Raw genomic sequence first — 17,646 nt, forward strand, 5'->3', positions numbered from 1 at the left:
ATTATTGCTTATTGAAGTTAATTCGTCGCTGGATGATTAATTATGGTAAAAATAGTTGGCATTGGTGGCAGTTTAAGGGCAGACTCCTACAGTCAAATCGCCTTACGTTTAGCAGCCCAACGGGTAGAAGCTTTAGATGCAGAAGTGGAAATACTGGATTTACGGGAAATGCAGTTGCCGTTTTGTAACGGGGAACAGGAGTATCCAGATTATCCAGATGTGCAAAAGTTGCAAAATGCCGTGAGTCGTGCTGATGGGCTAATTTTGGCGACACCGGAATATCACGGTAGTATCAGTGGTGTTTTAAAAAATGCTTTAGATTTGATGAGTTTTGAGCATTTGTCTGGTAAAGTCACAGGATTAATTAGTGTGTTGGGGGGACAACCTAATAGCAACGCCTTGAATGATTTGAGAATCATTATGCGCTGGGTACACGGTTGGGTGATTCCCGAACAAATTGCTATTGGACAAGCGTGGAAAGCTTTCAGCCCTGAAGGTAAATTATTGGATGAAAAGCTTGCCCAAAGATTTGATCAGTTTGCTCAGAGCTTGGTGGATAATACCCGCAAGCTACGAGAAGTCTCTTAGTAAGAATCCACTTAAGTTGGGTTGAGAAACCCAACCTAACGAACTTGATATTAGTTATTGCTCTTCTTTGTGTCTTTGTGTCTTTGTGGTGAATAAAATTATTTTTGAAACACTAAGACACTAAGACACCAAGAAAATTTTATTTGGGAGGCTATGCCTTTTTTCAAGTTAGAGGAATCAAAGTCCTCACTACGAAGGTTTCTCATTGACAACGTTGCAATTGTGCTAATGACACAACTATTTCATCTATTGCTTTACGTACAATGCTGGCGGGTTGATCGGTTTGATTGACGATAATACTAAAAACCAAAGGCCGATATTTTGGTGGATTTATGTAGCCGGAAAGGGAAATTGCACCAGTTAGAGTTCCTGTTTTTGCCTGGACAATTTTTGCTGCTGGTGTATTCTGAAAGCGGTTTTTTAAAGTGCCATTCACGCCTGCGACAGGTAGGGAAGCACGAAAAATAGATGCTTGCGGTGAATTGGCCATTGCTTGCAAGGTTTGTACTAATGCTTCTGGACTAATTAAGTTTTTGCGAGACAAGCCGGAACCATCTACTAGTGCATAACCAGTAGAATTGACTCCCATCTGAGTTAAAGTTGTTTTCAAAACTTCCAACGCTGTATCTGCTGTAGCTTGATTGGGAAGTGGGGTTTTTTTGATGGCTAATGCTCTTAATATTGCTTCAGCATAAAGATTATTACTATTCTGGTTTATTTCTATTAACAATTTAGATAAAGGTGGGGAAAGTACTGCTGCTACTTCCTGTTGATTATTTGCATAAATTCCTATTGATGTCCGTCCTAAGGTGATGTTTTCGGCTGCTAAAGCACTACGAAAGCGTCGCAAAAAGTAATAGTTGGGGTCAACTACTGGTAAAGTCACTAGATAAGGTTGAGAATTTGCGGCGAGTTGTCCTTGAATTCGCAACACATTTCCTGATAGTTCGCGGGTGACTTTGATGGAGTTTGGTTGATTTTGTGCAACTGTCACGGATTGATTAATTACCCGCCACTGTTTGGCTTCGTCAGCATCTGTCCAGGAGATGAGTGCAGGTTTGCCTAAGGTTTGTGGTAACAGATTGAAGCTAAAAGTGTTTTGATTGAGAATTACGCTGCCAACTGGTGCGCCATAATCTGAGTATATGTCTTCCCATTGCCAGCTGGAAGGAACAAGATCGCCCCGAATGTAGCGATCGTCTACTACTAGCTGCTGAATTTGGGTAATACTTTTTTGTTTTAATTGTTTTGCTAGTATTCTTAATTGGGCGTCAGTGAGACTAGGATCTCCTCTACCCACAATATATAAGAAATTATTGCTACCTCTATATATGGATGTGCGAAAGCGATAATTTTCACCCAGTTGTTGCAATGCTGCTGCCGTGGTCAGGAGTTTGGTGTTGGAAGCAGGGGTAAAATATTTGTGGGCATCTTGACTGTAGAGTGTTTGGTTGGAGCCAAGATTTTGAACCAAAATTCCCCAGCGTGCTCGACTAAAGAGGGGACGATTAGTGACAGCATCGATAGTGGTTTTTAGCTGGGTTGGGCAAATTGGTGCTGTTGGTGTGGGTGTTTGTGCTTTTGCTAGTTGCTGGTTGATATTCAGATGGATACTAAAAAATAATAGTAGAAAGATACAGGAGGATTTTTGAGGCATTAGTCTGAATTTGTGTAATTCTGATTTCTCAGAAAAACTATAGCGGTTTCAGTTGGGTGTGGGATAAAAACGAACACAGATGAATATAGATAAAGCTTTTCTTGTGTTAGCCAAGAGTCTTTGTTAAGAAAAAGTTTAGGATTTATGCAAAAAACTCTCACTCTTATTTCTCTGTGGTTCGTTTTTCCGGTAAGTATTAAATAAAACAATAGAGAGACACCTTTTACCTTTACACCTTAACCGAGGCATATTAGGAGAAGTGCTATATCTGTTGATGCAAAAGTCTGTTTAGCAATGCCACAACTACAACGAATCACGATCGCATTTTCTCAATTCCACGATGAACACATTACTCTGACTACTGAACAACAGCATTATCTTTGTCGGGTGTTGCGTCTTCAGTCGGGCGATCGCTTTATCGCTATGGACGGGATGGGTAAATGGTGGTTGGCAAAGCTATTAGGTACGGAAGCCCAAGTTTTACAATTAATTTCCGTAGAAACCGAGTTACCTATAGCTGTAACCCTAATTGTAGCTTTGCCAAAAGGAAGTGGATTTGATGAAGTTGTCCGGTATTGTACTGAATTAGGTGTAACTTGTTTTGCTCCGGTGGTAAGCGATCGCACTTTGCTCAATCCCAGTCCCCAAAAATTAGAACGCTGGCGGCGGATTGCGAAGGAAGCAGCGGAACAATCAGAACGGACTACGGTACCGACGATTCTCGAGCCACTATCTTTTAGTAATAGTTTGTCGTTAGTAGCTAATAAGAAATATATTTGCGAGGCGCGTGGTGATTATCCGCATTTGCTCAGCTGCTTGCAAAAGAGAGAAGATGGAGAGAGTAATCTTAATGACGAGAAAACAATTGTAGTTGCCACTGGTCCGGAAGGAGGATGGACGGAAACAGAAATTGAAGATGCAATTCAGGCTGGATTCCGTCCTGTTTCTTTAGGAAGGCGGATTCTGAGGGCTGTGACAGCGCCAATTGTAGCTTTATCTTTGGTTGCAGCTGCTCATGAGATATAAAGGATGTATAAATTAGAAGTTGAAAATTTATACATGATTGAGCAAATTGCTGTTGCTTTTCAGGAAAAAGACTATAAAAAAGCCGCAAAGTTACTTAAACAATTATCGAAAAAATCACCAAAAGATCCTTGGGTGCAATTTTATATCGGACGTTTGTATGAAGTATCTGGAAAACTGCAAGAAGCTGAAAAAGTTTATCGACGACTGCTGCAAGATATAACTAATGCTAAGATTGTCACCCAAGCCAGACAAGGATTGCAACGACTGTCGGAAATTGAGCAGGAAGAAAGAATCCGCGCGATCGCTCAAGCAACGGTTCATCCTGATGATGCTCAACCAGGTGTATTGATTTTAGAACCGGTCAGTAATGAACTGAAAACCCAAGCAGCACCAAAATTTGCTCAGATAATGCAACTAGACTCCTACAGCGCCCGCTTACTCTTACCTAGTCGTGGCTGGCGTTTATATCGTAGTGGTGCAATCGGAGAACTTAAATTCTATGGTGAACAGTTAAAGAATGCAGGTATTCCTTGTTTTTGGGCAAAATTAACTGACATCGCCAAAATTCAAGTTTTTCATGTCGAGTATTTTACGGAATCAACGCCTACAGCTACCGTTATTTGTCGCAATCAAGCTCATCAACTTGGTTCTCTCAGCTTTGACTGGCAAGAAGTCAAAGGACGGGTACAGGGAATCTTACCAATTTTTGAAGAAGTTGTAGATGTTAATGCTCGCCGCCAATTAGAACGGAAAACTCAAACCCAAGATTATTTTCAATTTTACGATTTACATTTACCAAAAAGACGTTGTATATTGCGACTTTATGATCATGGTTACAAATTTCAGCAAGGAATAAAAATTACTTCCCAATCCAGCCAAAATACTATTAGAATTAATTGGAATAATTTAGTTGGCTTTCTGGATCAAAAATTATTTCAAATTAAAATTTGGTCAGACTTCACACCATTTGCAGAAACAGTACTAGATCAAACAGAACTGCTGAATCATATTCAATCTCACATACATCTATTTCGCCAAGAAAAAACTAATTGGGACTCAGCTTTTCAGTTATATAGTGGATTAGCTTTTCTTTGTGCAAAAGCATAAACATCAAAAAATAGTAGGTGAAAAACACCTACTATTCTTAAGATCTCATTTTGCTTTTATTCATTAGGTAAGTGGAAACAAGCGTAATGCAAGTTAGGAGAAGTAAATCAACCTGTAAGGGCAAAGCATTTGTATGTGTATCTTGACATCAAAACTGAATTGACTAGTACAAATGCTTTGCCCCTAGCCAATGACAAATAACAAATGACGACCTACTTATTTTGATTTATTAGCAGGAGTTTTCACCTGACGCGCCATCTCTAGGAAAGAATTCATATTCGCTCCGGGACGACGACGACCATTTGTACTAGTAGGCATCAAGTACTTGGGTGCGAAGGTTGTTTCTGTTGGCTGCGCCTTAGCTGCAACTGCGGGTGCTTTGTCTTCTTTAACCTCTATCGTCACGCCTTCAGCTGTTTGTACTAGCTCAACCGTGGATTCAGGCTTAGCTTCTGCTTTAGCTTTTTTCGCTGATTTAATTGAGGTTTTACGAGAAGGTTTCTTAACATCTTTTGCTCCGTTAGATGTTTCTGGAGCAGCTGCAACTGGTGCTGGTGATTGTTTCGCACCATTAGTTTCAGCAACGGCTTTATCGGCTTCACTCTCAGTTAGCTCAGTCACTTTATCGGCTGCACTCTTTGCAACAGCGGCAACTTTTTCAGCAGTAGCTTTAGCCGCAGCAACTGGTGGTGTAGTTTCAGCTTCTTCTTTCAGTTCCAGATAATAACCATTGCCTTTTTTCTTGCCAGGGAGAAGCCCAGTGATGAATTTCATAATTCCAGTAATTAAATTTTTGATAAAACCGAACATTACAATTTCTCCTGTCTTTTATACCTGAAATTTGAGTACTTTCATTAAAAATTAGAGAAAATTATTACATTTCTTAGAGTTATTGCTAGGTTGACCTCAAACTTTTGCAATCAATTATTTTTTTAGGCTCTTCGTTATGCGTAAATGCTAATTCCAGCACCGTTTATCATTTGTTTTTACAAATGCCCAAAATAAGTAACGGCGGTCTGGAAAATGCTATAAGCTTTTTATCTCAAGGGTTTGAAATTGCTGATACTTAAAATCAATTATTAAATTTTTCGGGATATGAGAGCAACATTCTGAAAGCCAGTTTAACAAAATTTAACGTTTACTCTCATTATACGTAACATAAGGGAACAGGCAGGAAGCAGGAGGCAGAAGCCAGAGGGCAAATCGCCTAAACCCTTATGACTTCTACCCAGTAATGAAACTGATAATGATCACCTTTAAATGCTACTTGGTCTTAAACCAGTAGGAAGAGTGTCATAGCTAGCATGAGGATAGTGGTAATGCTCAGTTAGATTTTTTCTAGATTCTATATAATCCTGATTTTCGAGATGGATAAATTAACTTACAGACGTAATCCCGTTGTATTGGTGCATGGCATTTTTGACACAGGTCGAGTTTTTGACAAAATTATTCCTTACTTGACACAAAAGGGTTGGAGTGTATATGACCTGGATTTGATTCCTAATACTGGTCATGCCAGTTTAGGTACTTTGGCACAACAAGTTGCTGACTTTGTTGATACTACCTTTGTACCACAACAACCAATAGATTTAGTTGGCTTCAGTATGGGTGGGATTGTCAGCCGTTATTATGTCCAACGACTAGGAGGGATACAAAGAGTCCAGAGGTTTGTTACCATTTCTTCACCCCACAACGGTACTTGGGTTGCCTATTGTAATCCAGGTCTTGGCTGTTTGCAGATGCGTCCTGACAGTGCTTTTTTACGAGATTTGAATCAGGACATTAACATGCTTTCACAGATCAATTTTACCTCTATTTGGACACCCTATGATTTGATGATTCTCCCAGCGAATAGTTCACAAGTACCTGTGGGTCGAGAGGTGATTGTCCCAGTAATGACTCATGCGTGGATGCTGACTGATGTGCGAAGTTTGTCAGCAGTGACAGAAGCTTTAACACAACCAGTTCCGGCGATCGCTACACAGCAATTTCCATCAAGTTGGTTACATACCCAGATCGCTAGCAAATCGGGAAAATAAAAAAACTTTACTTATAGTGAGTCAATATTTTAATTGTTTAAGTCTAAACTTATAGATAAATCTTGCTATCTCTCAAAGAGATATAAATAGCTAAATAAAGTTTTTGCCTGATTTGAGTCCGAAAAAGTATTTACAGAACTTGATTAATAAATATATATATATCCTTGTACTTGTTTGCTAAATGTATCAATTAGTATTTTTTTTATATTTTTAGATTTTTTTTATTGAAAAAATAAGAAAATCTCTCTATGGGGAGATGAAAACGGGAACGCCATTTTTCAGTTGCACGTCTTTTTTCTCTGTTTAGATTTTAGAATAGTCTTGACTTTGGGGAAAAGTGAAGAACTGACTAGACAGTGTGAACTTTGGATTGAGGTGAATTTAAAGTCCGTCTTGAAACGCTTTGAGCCTCGCCATTGGGACATACCAAGCCGGAAGACCTAGCACCCTAGCGGAAAGTACGCTTTGAACTGAAGTTCAACCCTCATAGCCCAAGTCCGTTAAAACGGACTCAAATGTATATCTAGTAAGCTTTAGCTTACTTGAGCTTTGAGACTCGTGAAATTTATTTCTTGGCGGACGAAAAAGTAGGTGCAAGATCTAAGTCTACAAACTTTTCGCAAAATCCAAAATAGTTTAACCCCTAATTATTGTCACCATTCTATTTTCTCATCAACGGAAAAATCTAAAATATAGGCTTTATTTGTCATGCTAGACTTGACCATCGAAAATTCCCAACTAAATCAGCGACTAGTTGAATCTGGCGATTGGAATATTGTTGAGACGGAGTTTGACTCCACTCAGCTACATCATCAAGAAACAGTTTTCACACTTAGTAACGGCTATTTAGGAACCCGGGGTACCTTTGAAGAAGGATATCCCCAGGATTGTCCAGCAACCTTGATTCATGGGGTGTATGATGACGTAGCGATCGCCACAACAGAGTTGGTAAACTGCCCCAATTGGCTACCCTTAACCATCAAAGTAGCTGGAGAAAGATTCCGCATGGACTATGGTGAAATTCTCAGCTACGAACGTCGTCTTGATTTACGTTTGGGTATAGTGAGTCGGGATGTGCGATGGCGCAGTCCGGCTGGACATACCCTAGAATTTCATTTTCAAAGGTTTGCAAGTCTAGCAAATCAACATTTTTTAGCAAGCAGATGTCAGATTACATCGGTAGACTTCGAGGGTGAAGTTGAGGTAGAAGTTGGGTTTCACCCCGAACCCCATACCCAAGGAGTCAAACATTGGCAAACTTTGAAACAAGGCGGTTTAGATAATACTATCTGGTTGCACAGTAAAACTCTCCATTCTGCTATTGAACTAGGGATGGCAGCTAAACTGGTGGTAGAAGCTGAAGAAACTACAACCGTGCATGTACATCAGCTTGAACAGCATAGTCCTACACTTATAACAAAATTAGCAGTTATACCAGACAAAACCGTCACCCTCGAAAAAATTGTCACCGTCTACACCTCACGGGAAATATCAACTCCAGCAGAAGCTGCTATCATTCGCTTAGTTACTGCACCCAGCTATTCAACTCTGCTAGCAGCCCATATAGCCGCTTGGGATCAAATTTGGCAAGAAAGTGATATTGTCATTGAAGGCGATCGCTTGGCTCAATTGAGTGTCCGTTACAATCTCTTTCAGATACTAGCTGTAGCACCACGTCATGATGACACAGTGAGTATTCCTCCCAAAACCCTTTCCGGCTTTGCTTACAGCGGACATATATTTTGGGATACAGAAATCTTTATCCTCCCCTTACTGATTCATACTCAACCAGCATTGGCACGGAACTTACTCAACTACCGCTACCATACCTTACGTGGGGCGCGACGCAAAGCCCAGGAAATGGGATACAGGGGCGCTTTTTATGCTTGGGAAAGTGCCAGCACAGGAGATGAAGTCACGCCTCGCTGGGTTCCAACTCCCGATGGTGAACAAGTCCGGATTTGGTGCGGTGATATTGAAGTCCATATCAATACGGATGTTGCTTACGGTGCTTGGCAATACTGGCAAACGACTGGTGATGATCAATGGATGCGCGACTATGGCGCAGAGATGATTTTAGATACAGCGGTTTTCTGGGAAAGCCGAGTAGAGTGGAACCAAAAACGTCACAGTTACGATATTCGTGATGTGATAGGTCCAGATGAAAATCACGATCGCGTTGATAACAATGCCTTCACTAACTTATTTATACAGTGGCACTTGCAAACTGCCCTGACATTATGGGATTGGCTGGTGAAGTCCTATCCCGACACAGCAGCAAAACTAGCAGAAAAACTTGACTTGCAGCCAGAACAAAGACAACTGTGGGCGAAGATAGCCAAGCACATCTACATTAACCAGGATTTAGAAACTGGTTTGATTGAACAATTTGAAGGCTTCTATAACTTAGAGTATGTCAACCTGGCTGACTACGAACCCCGTACCAAATCCATGCAAGGATTATTGGGAGTAGAAGCCACTAGCCAAAAGCAAATTCTCAAGCAGCCAGATGTATTAATGTTAATGTACCTACTGCGCGATCGCTTTGATCGACAAACTTTACAAACCAACTGGGACTACTACAGTCCCCGCACCGATCATACCTATGGTTCTTCTCTCGGTCCGGCGATTCATGCAATCTTGGCTTGCGACCTCAACCAAAGTGCAGAAGCTTACACTCACTTTATACGAGCAGCGATGGTAGACTTAGCAGATGTGCGGCGTAACGCCCATGAAGGTATTCACGCAGCTAGTGCAGGCGGAGTATGGCAAGCAGTCATCTTTGGGTTTGGTGGCGTGCGGATGACTCAATTTGGCCCCATTGCTTGTCCGAATCTCCCAGCTAACTGGACACGCTTGCAGTTCAAGTTGAAGTGGCGTAACCAAACTTATGAGTTTGATCTGATGAAATAAATTAAACCCCTTGAATGAATTCTCAAAACTCCCCTCAATTCTCCAGTGAACGAGGGGAATTTTTTTGCACCCATAATTGTTTATCCCTTATCCAGCTTGAAAAATTTGCTCCGCAGTTAAATTTAACTCAGGAAAGATTGGGGATTGAATGCGATCGCCATTCCTAAACTGGCTAATTTGATATTCATCATCTACCAAAGAATAAATCTTTTGGTAGTCAGGGCTTTAGTTGCGAATCTTGATCTTAACTAAGCTTTATTGCCAATTACCCACTAAAACGTAAGAAGCCCAAAAATAAGGATGAGGTGGTAAAGACTTCAATTGCTTGAATAAAGGCTGACTGCGAATAGACTCAAGTTGTGATAATTGAGCTGTTCTCAAAGCACTTAATTTCTGCACTTCTGGTTTTTTCAACTCTTGATAAAATTCACCCATGAGTTGAGCGGTGGAAGCATCACTCACAGGCCAGAGAGTAGCAAGAGTACTGCGTGCGCCCGAACGCACAGCTGTTCCTGCTAAACCTAACATAGCTCTTTCATCACCAGTGGCAGTTTCACAAGCACTTAACACCAGTAATTCTAAATTGTTCTCTTGTTCTTTTAATAAAGTACTTAACTCGTTAATGCTGATACTTTTACCATCTCCGGTGATAATAAAATTTCTTTCAGGATTAGAACTAAATAACCCGTGAGTTGCGAGGTGAACAACAGGAAAATTAGATTTGAGTTCATTTTGAATTGTTGTTGCGGTAAATTCTTGATTGAGAAGTTTTTGAGAAGCAGGAAAAGCTTGTTTGATTTCATCTAATTCTTTTGGGACATTTACCAGCGCCGGAAAAATTTCTTCTTGGATTTGGATTTGCTTGCTAACTCCAGCAGCTAAGACTTTGAGATTTTTTCGCTTGAGTAATTTGGTGTCAATCAGTTGCAAACTGGGAACAAGAGCAATCCCATATTTTTCAATTAAATATTGTTGATTGCTATAGAGGGCTGCCATTGGCACTCTTTGCAATCTTCCGTTCATTACAAAGACTAAATTTTTAATTTGATTCGCATTTAACTGTGTCTCAATCGGTTGAATTAACCAGTTATAAAGCTGTCCTAATATAGGTAAAATTGCTTGGATATTTTCTTTTAATTCTTCGGGATCTGGGTTAGCAGTGGCTAGAATGTTGCGAGCAGAGTTACTGATTGTGACATTATCTAAGTAGTCATAAAGTTGATCCAGGGTGTTATTAATTTGTTCTTCACTGATAGGAATGGTAGCTTGCTGTAAATTTTTTCCTGGTAAAGAAACAATAATTTCTAAGCGGTCTTTAAAAATAATTGGATAGATAACGGCTGCTTGGGAGTCGATATGATCAATCTGAACTGCCACATCTGTTTCCTGAGAGCAGGGGTCTTGAAAGAAGTTATCAAGTTCTGCTAATTGCCAAGACTCTATCACCCGGCGGGCAAATTCTAAGGGATTTTTTGGCTGGTTTTGCTCATATTTTGCTTGGTTAATGTTTGGATTTGCAACTACTAGAGAATTAAGTTCACGTTCACTCAGTTTTGATTTTAGTAATAAATCTGCTAGTTCCAAATAAACAGGTTTAACCTCTTGGAGAAAATTAAACTGCACATCTCGATTGTTGGCATTTAAATCGCTACGCAGGGATTGGAGAGTATTATAAGCTGCGGTGTAAGCTGCGATCGCTCCTTTGTTTTCTCCCTTTTCTCGCAATAACCTGCCTAGTTGAGATTGCCAAAGATACGTAATTTCCCTAGTGTCACCTGTAGAATTTTGTGATTAAGATAACAGCAAGGCTTGCTGAGTAAGTGCGATCGCCTCACTTAAGTTGCTTTGTTGGTCATAAAATTTCCCCAGATAGCCTAAGACATAAGTTTCTGCACGCTGGTCTTTTAAAGTACGTGCTTGTTGCAGTGCTGTATCCAAAACAGGTTTAGCTTTGTTTGCTTGTTCATTTTTGAGCAGAATATCAGCAAAGTGAATCTGAGCGTAAATGGTTGCACGGGATGGAGGAAGATTAACTAAGGAAGATTCAATTTGACTTTGCAAAGTTTGCACATCCCGACTCAGCTTTAGTTCCAACTCAGCCAAAAAATCTTTGGCACGTGCGATTAACTTAGATTCACCAAATTTCGACCAAGAAGCAATGCGGCGATTGGTTTGTTCTCGCCACCAACTTTGATTTTCCAGTAAAAGCTTGTAGTGATTGAGTAGGGCTTGAATTTTGACGATTGGTGGCGCTGATGTTGCGGCTGCTTGTTTATAGTATTGGAAAGCTTGCTGTAATGGTGCTAAAGCAGCGTCTTGAGACTTTTGATCAATAATTGCTGTGATCTGTTCATAATCCCAGCGATCGCGGATTTGATTGCCTAAAGTCCGTTCGGTGTTACCCAAACTTAATAACACAGCACCGGACTGGGGTGATTTCTCCAGTGCTATCAAACTCAATTGCAAAACTTTTTGGGATGCTTCCAGTAACCCTTGTTTACGGAGAACTTCACCAAGACTACGTAAAGCAGTAGCTTGGGTAAGTGAAAGGGAATTTCGTTGTTGGGAAATAGTTGTGAGGAATTTGTCTATTTGGGCTGGGTGACATGTGGGGTTATCAACAGCAAATACTTGGAGTAGAGTTTTACAAGCTTTGGGATATAATCCTAATTCTTGCAAAGCTTGGGATTGATTGATTAAGCTCTTGTTCATTCCCTCTTGATCGCCTGCTTGTTGGTAAGCTTTAGCAGCTGCTTGCCAAAGCTGGATTGCTTGATCAAAGTTACCCGCGTTGTAACTTTGTTGTCCTTGCTGTGCAAGTTGTAGCGCTTGATTTGATTGGGAATTCGACCAAGCTGGCAGGCTTAAGCTGGAAAGTAGTCCAAATAGGGCTGAAATCAGTAAGATTATGAGACGACGGTGTTTACTGGTAATCATAAGCTGTTAAATTTCAATCGGGTTATAAAAATCGAACACCGATGCACACTGATAGACACAGATGGATTATCCGTATGTATTAATTTCACTGTTCATAATTCATGATTCATTCGTGAGTCGAACACCGATAAACGCTGATGCACACCGATGGGTTATCGACATTAATGACTTGCGTGCTTACTGCAACTAAAACAGCACAGTAGCAACAATTGGTAATGCCTCTGAGATTCGGGTTAGACTCGCCTGTAGGCTAGTATTGCTCTACTGAAGGACTACCTCCGGAACGATTCCCTTGGCTATCCTTGAGCCACAAGTGGTAAGCGTACCGTAAAAACAGACCCTACTCCCTGTTCGCTCTTGACAAAAATTTCACCACCCATCATTAAACAAAAGTGACGGCTAATTGCCAACCCAAGTCCGGTACCGCCATACTTTTTCGTTGTTGAGGCGTCTCCTTGTGTAAAGGGTTGGAATAACTGCTGTTGTTGCTGTAAAGACATGCCAATTCCTGTATCCATCACAGTGAAAATGATAATTTCACTGGGTTCTTCCTGTGGTGAGTAAACTTTTTCTCTCTTGACGTTTAATATCACTTTACCGTTGGTAGTAAACTTAGCGGCATTACTCAGCAAGTTGTAAAGCACCTGCCTGAGCTTAGTCTGATCGGTGTGCATGATGCCTAATTCTTGTTCATAATCTACCTCTAAGACATTGCCATTTTTTTCTACTAGCGGTTTTACCGTCAGCACAACACTATTAATTAATGTCATCAGGTCAAATGTCTCTGGGTAAAAAGTCATTTTTCCTGCTTCGATTTTCGATAAGTCGAGGATGTCGTTGATCAGTAACAAAAGGTGTCTACCAGCAGAATTTATCGATTCCAAATCACTGATGAACTCTTCTCCTAAGTTGGTATCAGCAACGTCATCTTGGAGCAGTTGACTCAAACCAATAATGGCATTCAATGGTGTACGTAATTCGTGACTAATATTTGCTAAAAATTGACTTTTGGCTTTGTTGGCTCCTTCTGCTAATTCTTTGGCGTGTTCGAGTTCTTTAGTATGCTTTGATACCTGTTCGATAAGACGATTCAGTGATTTTGCTAATAAATCGATTTCATCTTCAGTGGTGATAGGTGCGCGTAAGTCAAAATTCGATTTCCGTGCCACTTGTTCGGCAACTTGAGTGACGGTGATGACTGGTTCAGCGATCGCCCGAGAAGTACGCCAAGCTACAACAGCAGCAACTCCTACCGACAAGAGCATACTAGCCATGACTATTAATCTTTCAATTCCTTTAGACTGGCTAACATCATTTTTCATTCTCTCCTCTACTTGCCCAGCACTTTGCAGGAGATCATTCAAATATTTATATAGTTGATCCAGGCGTGAGGCTGTGTCACTACGCAAAACAGCTAGTAATTGCTTCTGGATTACGGATGCTTGCTGTGGTGATATTTGCTGGTTATTATTAATTGGTTCTAAGATAGACTCAATGTCCTGAACGTAGGAGTCTAAAGTAGTCGCATAATTTTGTAATAAAGTCTGTAAAGAAGCTTCACTGGTTGCTAAGTTCTTGGGTTTGCTTTCCAGAAAAGCCATGATTTGATTTTCTATTTTTTTGGTTTTTTCGATATTTTCCAGAAAGTTATTTCTTCTGTAAGCTAGCTTTTCTGGATCTTCGACGACAGCAGGCAAACTTGTACTTTGGATTTGTGCATCTGCGATCGCATCTTTGTAATTAACCAGCATTTGTGTCTGGTAATGGGCGTGATCTAATTCCCTGATTTGTTGTCCTCGATAAAAATTGGCGACAAACAACCCAGCAAGTGAACCAAAAAACCCAATCCCAATTGCCAGAAAGTAACCATAACCTATTTTTTGATGGATGCGCCAAGAACTAGCCTTGAGTTTCCCTCGCGAGGGAAATTCGATAGTGGGCAGTTCGTCGGTTGAGGGGTCGTTGACTGACACTTTTGTGGTTTCTAAACTGTTGTCAAAAGCGGTTGGTTTGTGAGTTTGCATCCCTCAAATCTTCTTATCCTCCCGCCAAAGTTATCACATCAATCATAGGCATAAAATCACAGAACCAGTGATTCTCCCCTAATCTTATCTTTCTTTATAGTAAGAACAAATATTCGCTCACTATTATAGTTAGCATTAATCCCATGTAGGGATTGGGAATAAGGGATAGGTGATCGGGAAAATGCAAGCGAGAAATTCTTCCTTATCCCCCCTCCCCGATCCTTTTTGATTGAAATTCAGAGTTAGGAGCTATGATTTATACTTTTGACTCCTAACTCTGGGCTGAAATGAATTAAGCGATCGCAGCAGTTGATGCTTGTTTGTTAAGTGCTTGTTTCAACAACTCCGCCTTATCAGTCCGTTCCCAAGGCAGGTCTAAATCTGTCCGACCGAAGTGACCGTAAGCCGCGACGTCCTGATAAAAACGTCCGCCTCGTTCGCTTGGCAGATTGCGTAAGTTAAAGGTATGGATAATTCCAGCCGGGCGCAGTTCAAAATGATCTGTGATTAATTGGAGTAAGGTTTGATCATCAACTTTGCCTGTACCAAAGGTATCCACCATAATGCTCACTGGTCGCGCTACACCAATAGCATAGCTAAGTTGGACTTCGCATTTTTCTGCCAAACCTGCAGCAACAATATTTTTTGCAGCATAGCGACAAGCATAGGCGGCGCTACGGTCTACCTTTGTGGGGTCTTTACCAGAAAAAGCGCCACCACCATGTCGGGAGTAACCACCGTAGGTATCGACAATGATTTTACGTCCAGTGAGACCGGAGTCTCCTTGCGGACCACCAATCACAAATTTACCAGTGGGATTGACTAAAAAGCGAGTATTTTCATCTGGCTTAACTTCCAAGTCGCCAAATACAGGTTCCACCACTGCTGACCAGAGGTCTTTTTTGATTTTGGCTTGCACTTCTGCCTCATCAGTGATATCACCAATGGTAGGTGTATGCTGTGTGGAAATCAGGATGGTATCAATGCCTACAGGACGTCCATCTTCGTAAGCAACAGTCACTTGAGTTTTGCCATCAGGGCGCAGGTAGGCTAATTGACCTGTCTTGCGGACTGCTGCTAGTCGACGGGCAATACGGTGAGCCAGGCTGATGGGTAAGGGCATCAGTTCTGGTGTTTCGTTACAAGCGAAACCGAACATTATACCTTGGTCGCCAGCACCAACTTTATCAAATTGCTCCTCGCTTTCCTGACGTGCTTCATGGGCAGTGTTTACACCCTGGGCAATATCGGGCGATTGCTCATCTAAAGCTACCAGCACAGAACAACTGTTAGAGCAGAAGCCATTGACTGCATCGGTATAGCCAATTTCCGCTATTTTTTTGCGGGCTACATTGACATAATTGACACTTGCTTTACTCGTTATTTCCCCGGTAATCAATACCAAGCCAGTATTAACAACAACTTCAGCAGCAACACGACTAGCTGGGTCTTGTGTGAGCAATGTATCTAGAATTGCATCCGAAATCTGATCGCAGATTTTATCTGGATGACCTTCGGTTACTGACTCGGAGGTAAATAGATAGCGTTTAGACAAATTAAATTCCTCCTAAACAATGGGAGTTAACTGACCAAATGTTGCCATTTAATCTAGCTACTTTAATCTGCAATCATAACAATATTTTTACATTCAGCAGATAAAGCAATTGGTAATTTCATAAAATCCACTCTTTACTGCTGTATTCTTTAAAATAAGTATACTGATGAGGAAAAGGTAATACTTATATGATGTTCGCTGAAACACTTATACTGTCTCGTAGGCTGGTAATAGGTAATAGGTAATTGCTAGTGGAAAAAAACAATGACCAACAGCGAAGCATAATATCGTAAGCAATTAGCGGAAATTGATATTAGTTCTTATGCCCAATATAAAAAAAGGGACACTATAGTGTCCCTTATATATTTAGACACAAATACTGTTGCCTTAAACTTGAACCGCCATTTTGGCTTCCTTTGCTGTCAAACGCTCGTAGGTGGCGCGCATTTTTAATCCTGTTAGCACTTGGAATAAACCTGTACCATTGTTGGAACCAGGATACTCCCTGTGCTGGAGTAATAAATGAGTCATCTCACCTTGATACTTGGTGGATGTTTTGCTGAGGTGAGTTTCGATGTAGATAACTTCTTCGAGGTTATCGAATTGACCATCTACCTCAAGGACAGAGACGTAGCGACCATAGTATACATCTGAACCATAGTACAGTTGCATACCAGGATAGGAACAAGTCAGCTTGCGTCCACAAGGAGTCCAGTGGATTGTGGAACCTTCATCGAACAAATAAACTGGTTCAAAGCCTTCTTTACCCTCGCGTTGTAGCATCCGTACCCGCAGAACTTTACGCTCTTTGTCCTCTTTGATCAGGTTGGTAGGTAATACCTGAAGAACTACATCAGCAAATTCTCTTTGTGGTTCAATGTACTTCTGAAAATCAGGTTTACGAGAATTGATTTGAGCCAAAACATCTTCGTAGCGGTGACCGCGTTCAGCCATATCTCGCTGAATCTTCCAAGCAATTTTGACTTCATCACTGATATCAAAATAGACGCTGAAGTCAATTAGCGATCGCACACGTTCATCATATAAAGGATGTAGCCCCTCAATCACTACAATATGATTTGGTTCTACCAGTTCGGGTGGATCGATAGTGCCAGTTTCGTGGTTATAAATTGGCTTCATGATTGATTGACCTTCTTTGAGCGCTTTGATTTGCTCGTACATCAGGTCAAAATTGTTGGCTCTGGGGTCAAGTGCGGTTATACCTGTTTCTTTACGCTGCTTACGATCCAGACAATGATAGTCATCCAAACAGATGACTGTCATCAACTCCTCACCAAATAAATCCGTCAGACGACGCAAAAACGTAGATTTACCACACCCAGAGTCTCCGGCTACTCCGATCAATACCACACGTTCTGGTTTATTACTCATAAATCTCCTCTAAATGCTAAAGATGAGTCAATCAATAATTTTTCACACCTACAGACATGAAGCCAGGAGCTTACCCCTTTGGTTTATCCTGCGTTCTTGCTACTCAGCAGCACAAATAGACATATAACGGGTAAGCTAAACAGTCATAATTGTTACCCGTTTTTGTTGCCTAAGTTGTTGCTGGTAAGTATTTAATCCTAGTGATATATTGGATTCTAACAGAAGGGGTTATTCTATACAAGGCTTGCTATCAGCAAGGAAATGCGTTTTTGGAATCATGGTTGTGAATGTTTAGAATCACAAAAATCCCCTCAAAACCAACTGTGCAGCTATTGAAGTTCAGTCACAAGCCCAAAAATCTGGGTTTTGAATTTTTTGTTTTCCATAGCCGCAAAGCGGTTGCCCTTA

Annotated in this window: 12 protein-coding genes and 1 pseudogene; 5 read left to right on the forward strand and 8 right to left on the reverse strand. The window is 40.9% G+C overall.

The annotated features are described in order from the left end of the window. The first annotated feature begins 42 nt into the window (after nt 1–42). Entirely contained in the window at nt 43–588 is a 546-nt protein-coding gene (locus tag UYK_RS0100540) for an NADPH-dependent FMN reductase (protein WP_016870702.1), read from the forward strand. A 202-nt stretch (nt 589–790) separates the two neighbouring features. On the opposite strand, the gene dacB is transcribed toward UYK_RS0100540, so the two are convergent. Further along, nucleotides 791–2,245, reverse strand: coding sequence for a D-alanyl-D-alanine carboxypeptidase/D-alanyl-D-alanine endopeptidase (dacB, locus tag UYK_RS0100545; protein ID WP_009459592.1), 1,455 nt, complete (start codon nt 2,243–2,245; stop codon nt 791–793). Between the two features lie 294 nt (nt 2,246–2,539). Between dacB and UYK_RS0100550 the strand changes: the two genes are divergently transcribed. Both UYK_RS0100550 and UYK_RS0100555 read left to right on the forward strand, forming a co-directional pair. Further along, on the forward strand, nt 2,540–3,271 hold the full coding sequence (locus tag UYK_RS0100550) for a 16S rRNA (uracil(1498)-N(3))-methyltransferase (protein WP_016870703.1): 732 nt from the start codon (nt 2,540–2,542) through the stop codon (nt 3,269–3,271). A 3-nt stretch (nt 3,272–3,274) separates the two neighbouring features. After that, complete coding sequence (locus UYK_RS0100555) at nt 3,275–4,378, forward strand: tetratricopeptide repeat protein (RefSeq protein WP_016870704.1); 1,104 nt, start codon at nt 3,275–3,277, stop codon at nt 4,376–4,378. Nucleotides 4,379–4,594: 216 nt separating this feature from the next. Here the strand turns inward: UYK_RS0100555 and UYK_RS0100560 are convergent, their stop codons facing one another. Then, a complete protein-coding gene (locus UYK_RS0100560; protein WP_009459587.1) occupies nt 4,595–5,188 on the reverse strand; it encodes a hypothetical protein in 594 nt (197 codons plus the stop codon). A gap of 557 nt (nt 5,189–5,745) precedes the next feature. Between UYK_RS0100560 and UYK_RS0100565 the strand changes: the two genes are divergently transcribed. Both UYK_RS0100565 and UYK_RS0100570 read left to right on the forward strand, forming a co-directional pair. Beyond that, nucleotides 5,746–6,417 carry an esterase/lipase family protein gene (locus UYK_RS0100565; protein WP_009459586.1) on the forward strand — a complete coding sequence of 224 codons (672 nt, stop codon included), beginning with the start codon at nt 5,746–5,748 and terminating at the stop codon, nt 6,415–6,417. Between the two features lie 708 nt (nt 6,418–7,125). Continuing rightward, nucleotides 7,126–9,330 carry a glycoside hydrolase family 65 protein gene (locus UYK_RS0100570; RefSeq protein WP_016870705.1) on the forward strand — a complete coding sequence of 735 codons (2,205 nt, stop codon included), beginning with the start codon at nt 7,126–7,128 and terminating at the stop codon, nt 9,328–9,330. 87 nt (nt 9,331–9,417) lie between these two features. Here the strand turns inward: UYK_RS0100570 and UYK_RS25845 are convergent. The 6 genes and pseudogenes from UYK_RS25845 to UYK_RS0100590 form a co-directional block, all read right to left on the reverse strand. Continuing rightward, nucleotides 9,418–9,537: pseudogene (locus UYK_RS25845) on the reverse strand (Uma2 family endonuclease); the annotation flags it as partial. 48 nt (nt 9,538–9,585) lie between these two features. Next, on the reverse strand, nt 9,586–11,055 hold the full coding sequence (locus UYK_RS26620; RefSeq protein WP_016870706.1) for a CHAT domain-containing protein: 1,470 nt from the start codon (nt 11,053–11,055) through the stop codon (nt 9,586–9,588). A gap of 66 nt (nt 11,056–11,121) precedes the next feature. After that, nucleotides 11,122–12,267: a tetratricopeptide repeat protein gene (locus UYK_RS26625; protein ID WP_009459583.1), complete on the reverse strand. Its 1,146-nt coding sequence runs from the start codon at nt 12,265–12,267 to the stop codon at nt 11,122–11,124. Between the two features lie 296 nt (nt 12,268–12,563). Next, the gene (locus UYK_RS0100580; RefSeq protein ID WP_016870707.1) at nt 12,564–14,291 is read right to left on the reverse strand and encodes a sensor histidine kinase; all 1,728 of its coding nucleotides are present in this window, start codon (nt 14,289–14,291) and stop codon (nt 12,564–12,566) included. Between the two features lie 292 nt (nt 14,292–14,583). After that, complete coding sequence (gene metK, locus UYK_RS0100585) at nt 14,584–15,846, reverse strand: methionine adenosyltransferase (protein ID WP_009459581.1); 1,263 nt, start codon at nt 15,844–15,846, stop codon at nt 14,584–14,586. Nucleotides 15,847–16,233: 387 nt separating this feature from the next. Continuing rightward, entirely contained in the window at nt 16,234–17,238 is a 1,005-nt protein-coding gene (locus tag UYK_RS0100590) for a phosphoribulokinase (RefSeq protein WP_009459579.1), read from the reverse strand. Nucleotides 17,239–17,646: the final 408 nt, after the last annotated feature.

The organism is Fischerella thermalis PCC 7521, assembly GCF_000317225.1.
GTDB lineage: Bacteria > Cyanobacteriota > Cyanobacteriia > Cyanobacteriales > Nostocaceae > Fischerella > Fischerella thermalis.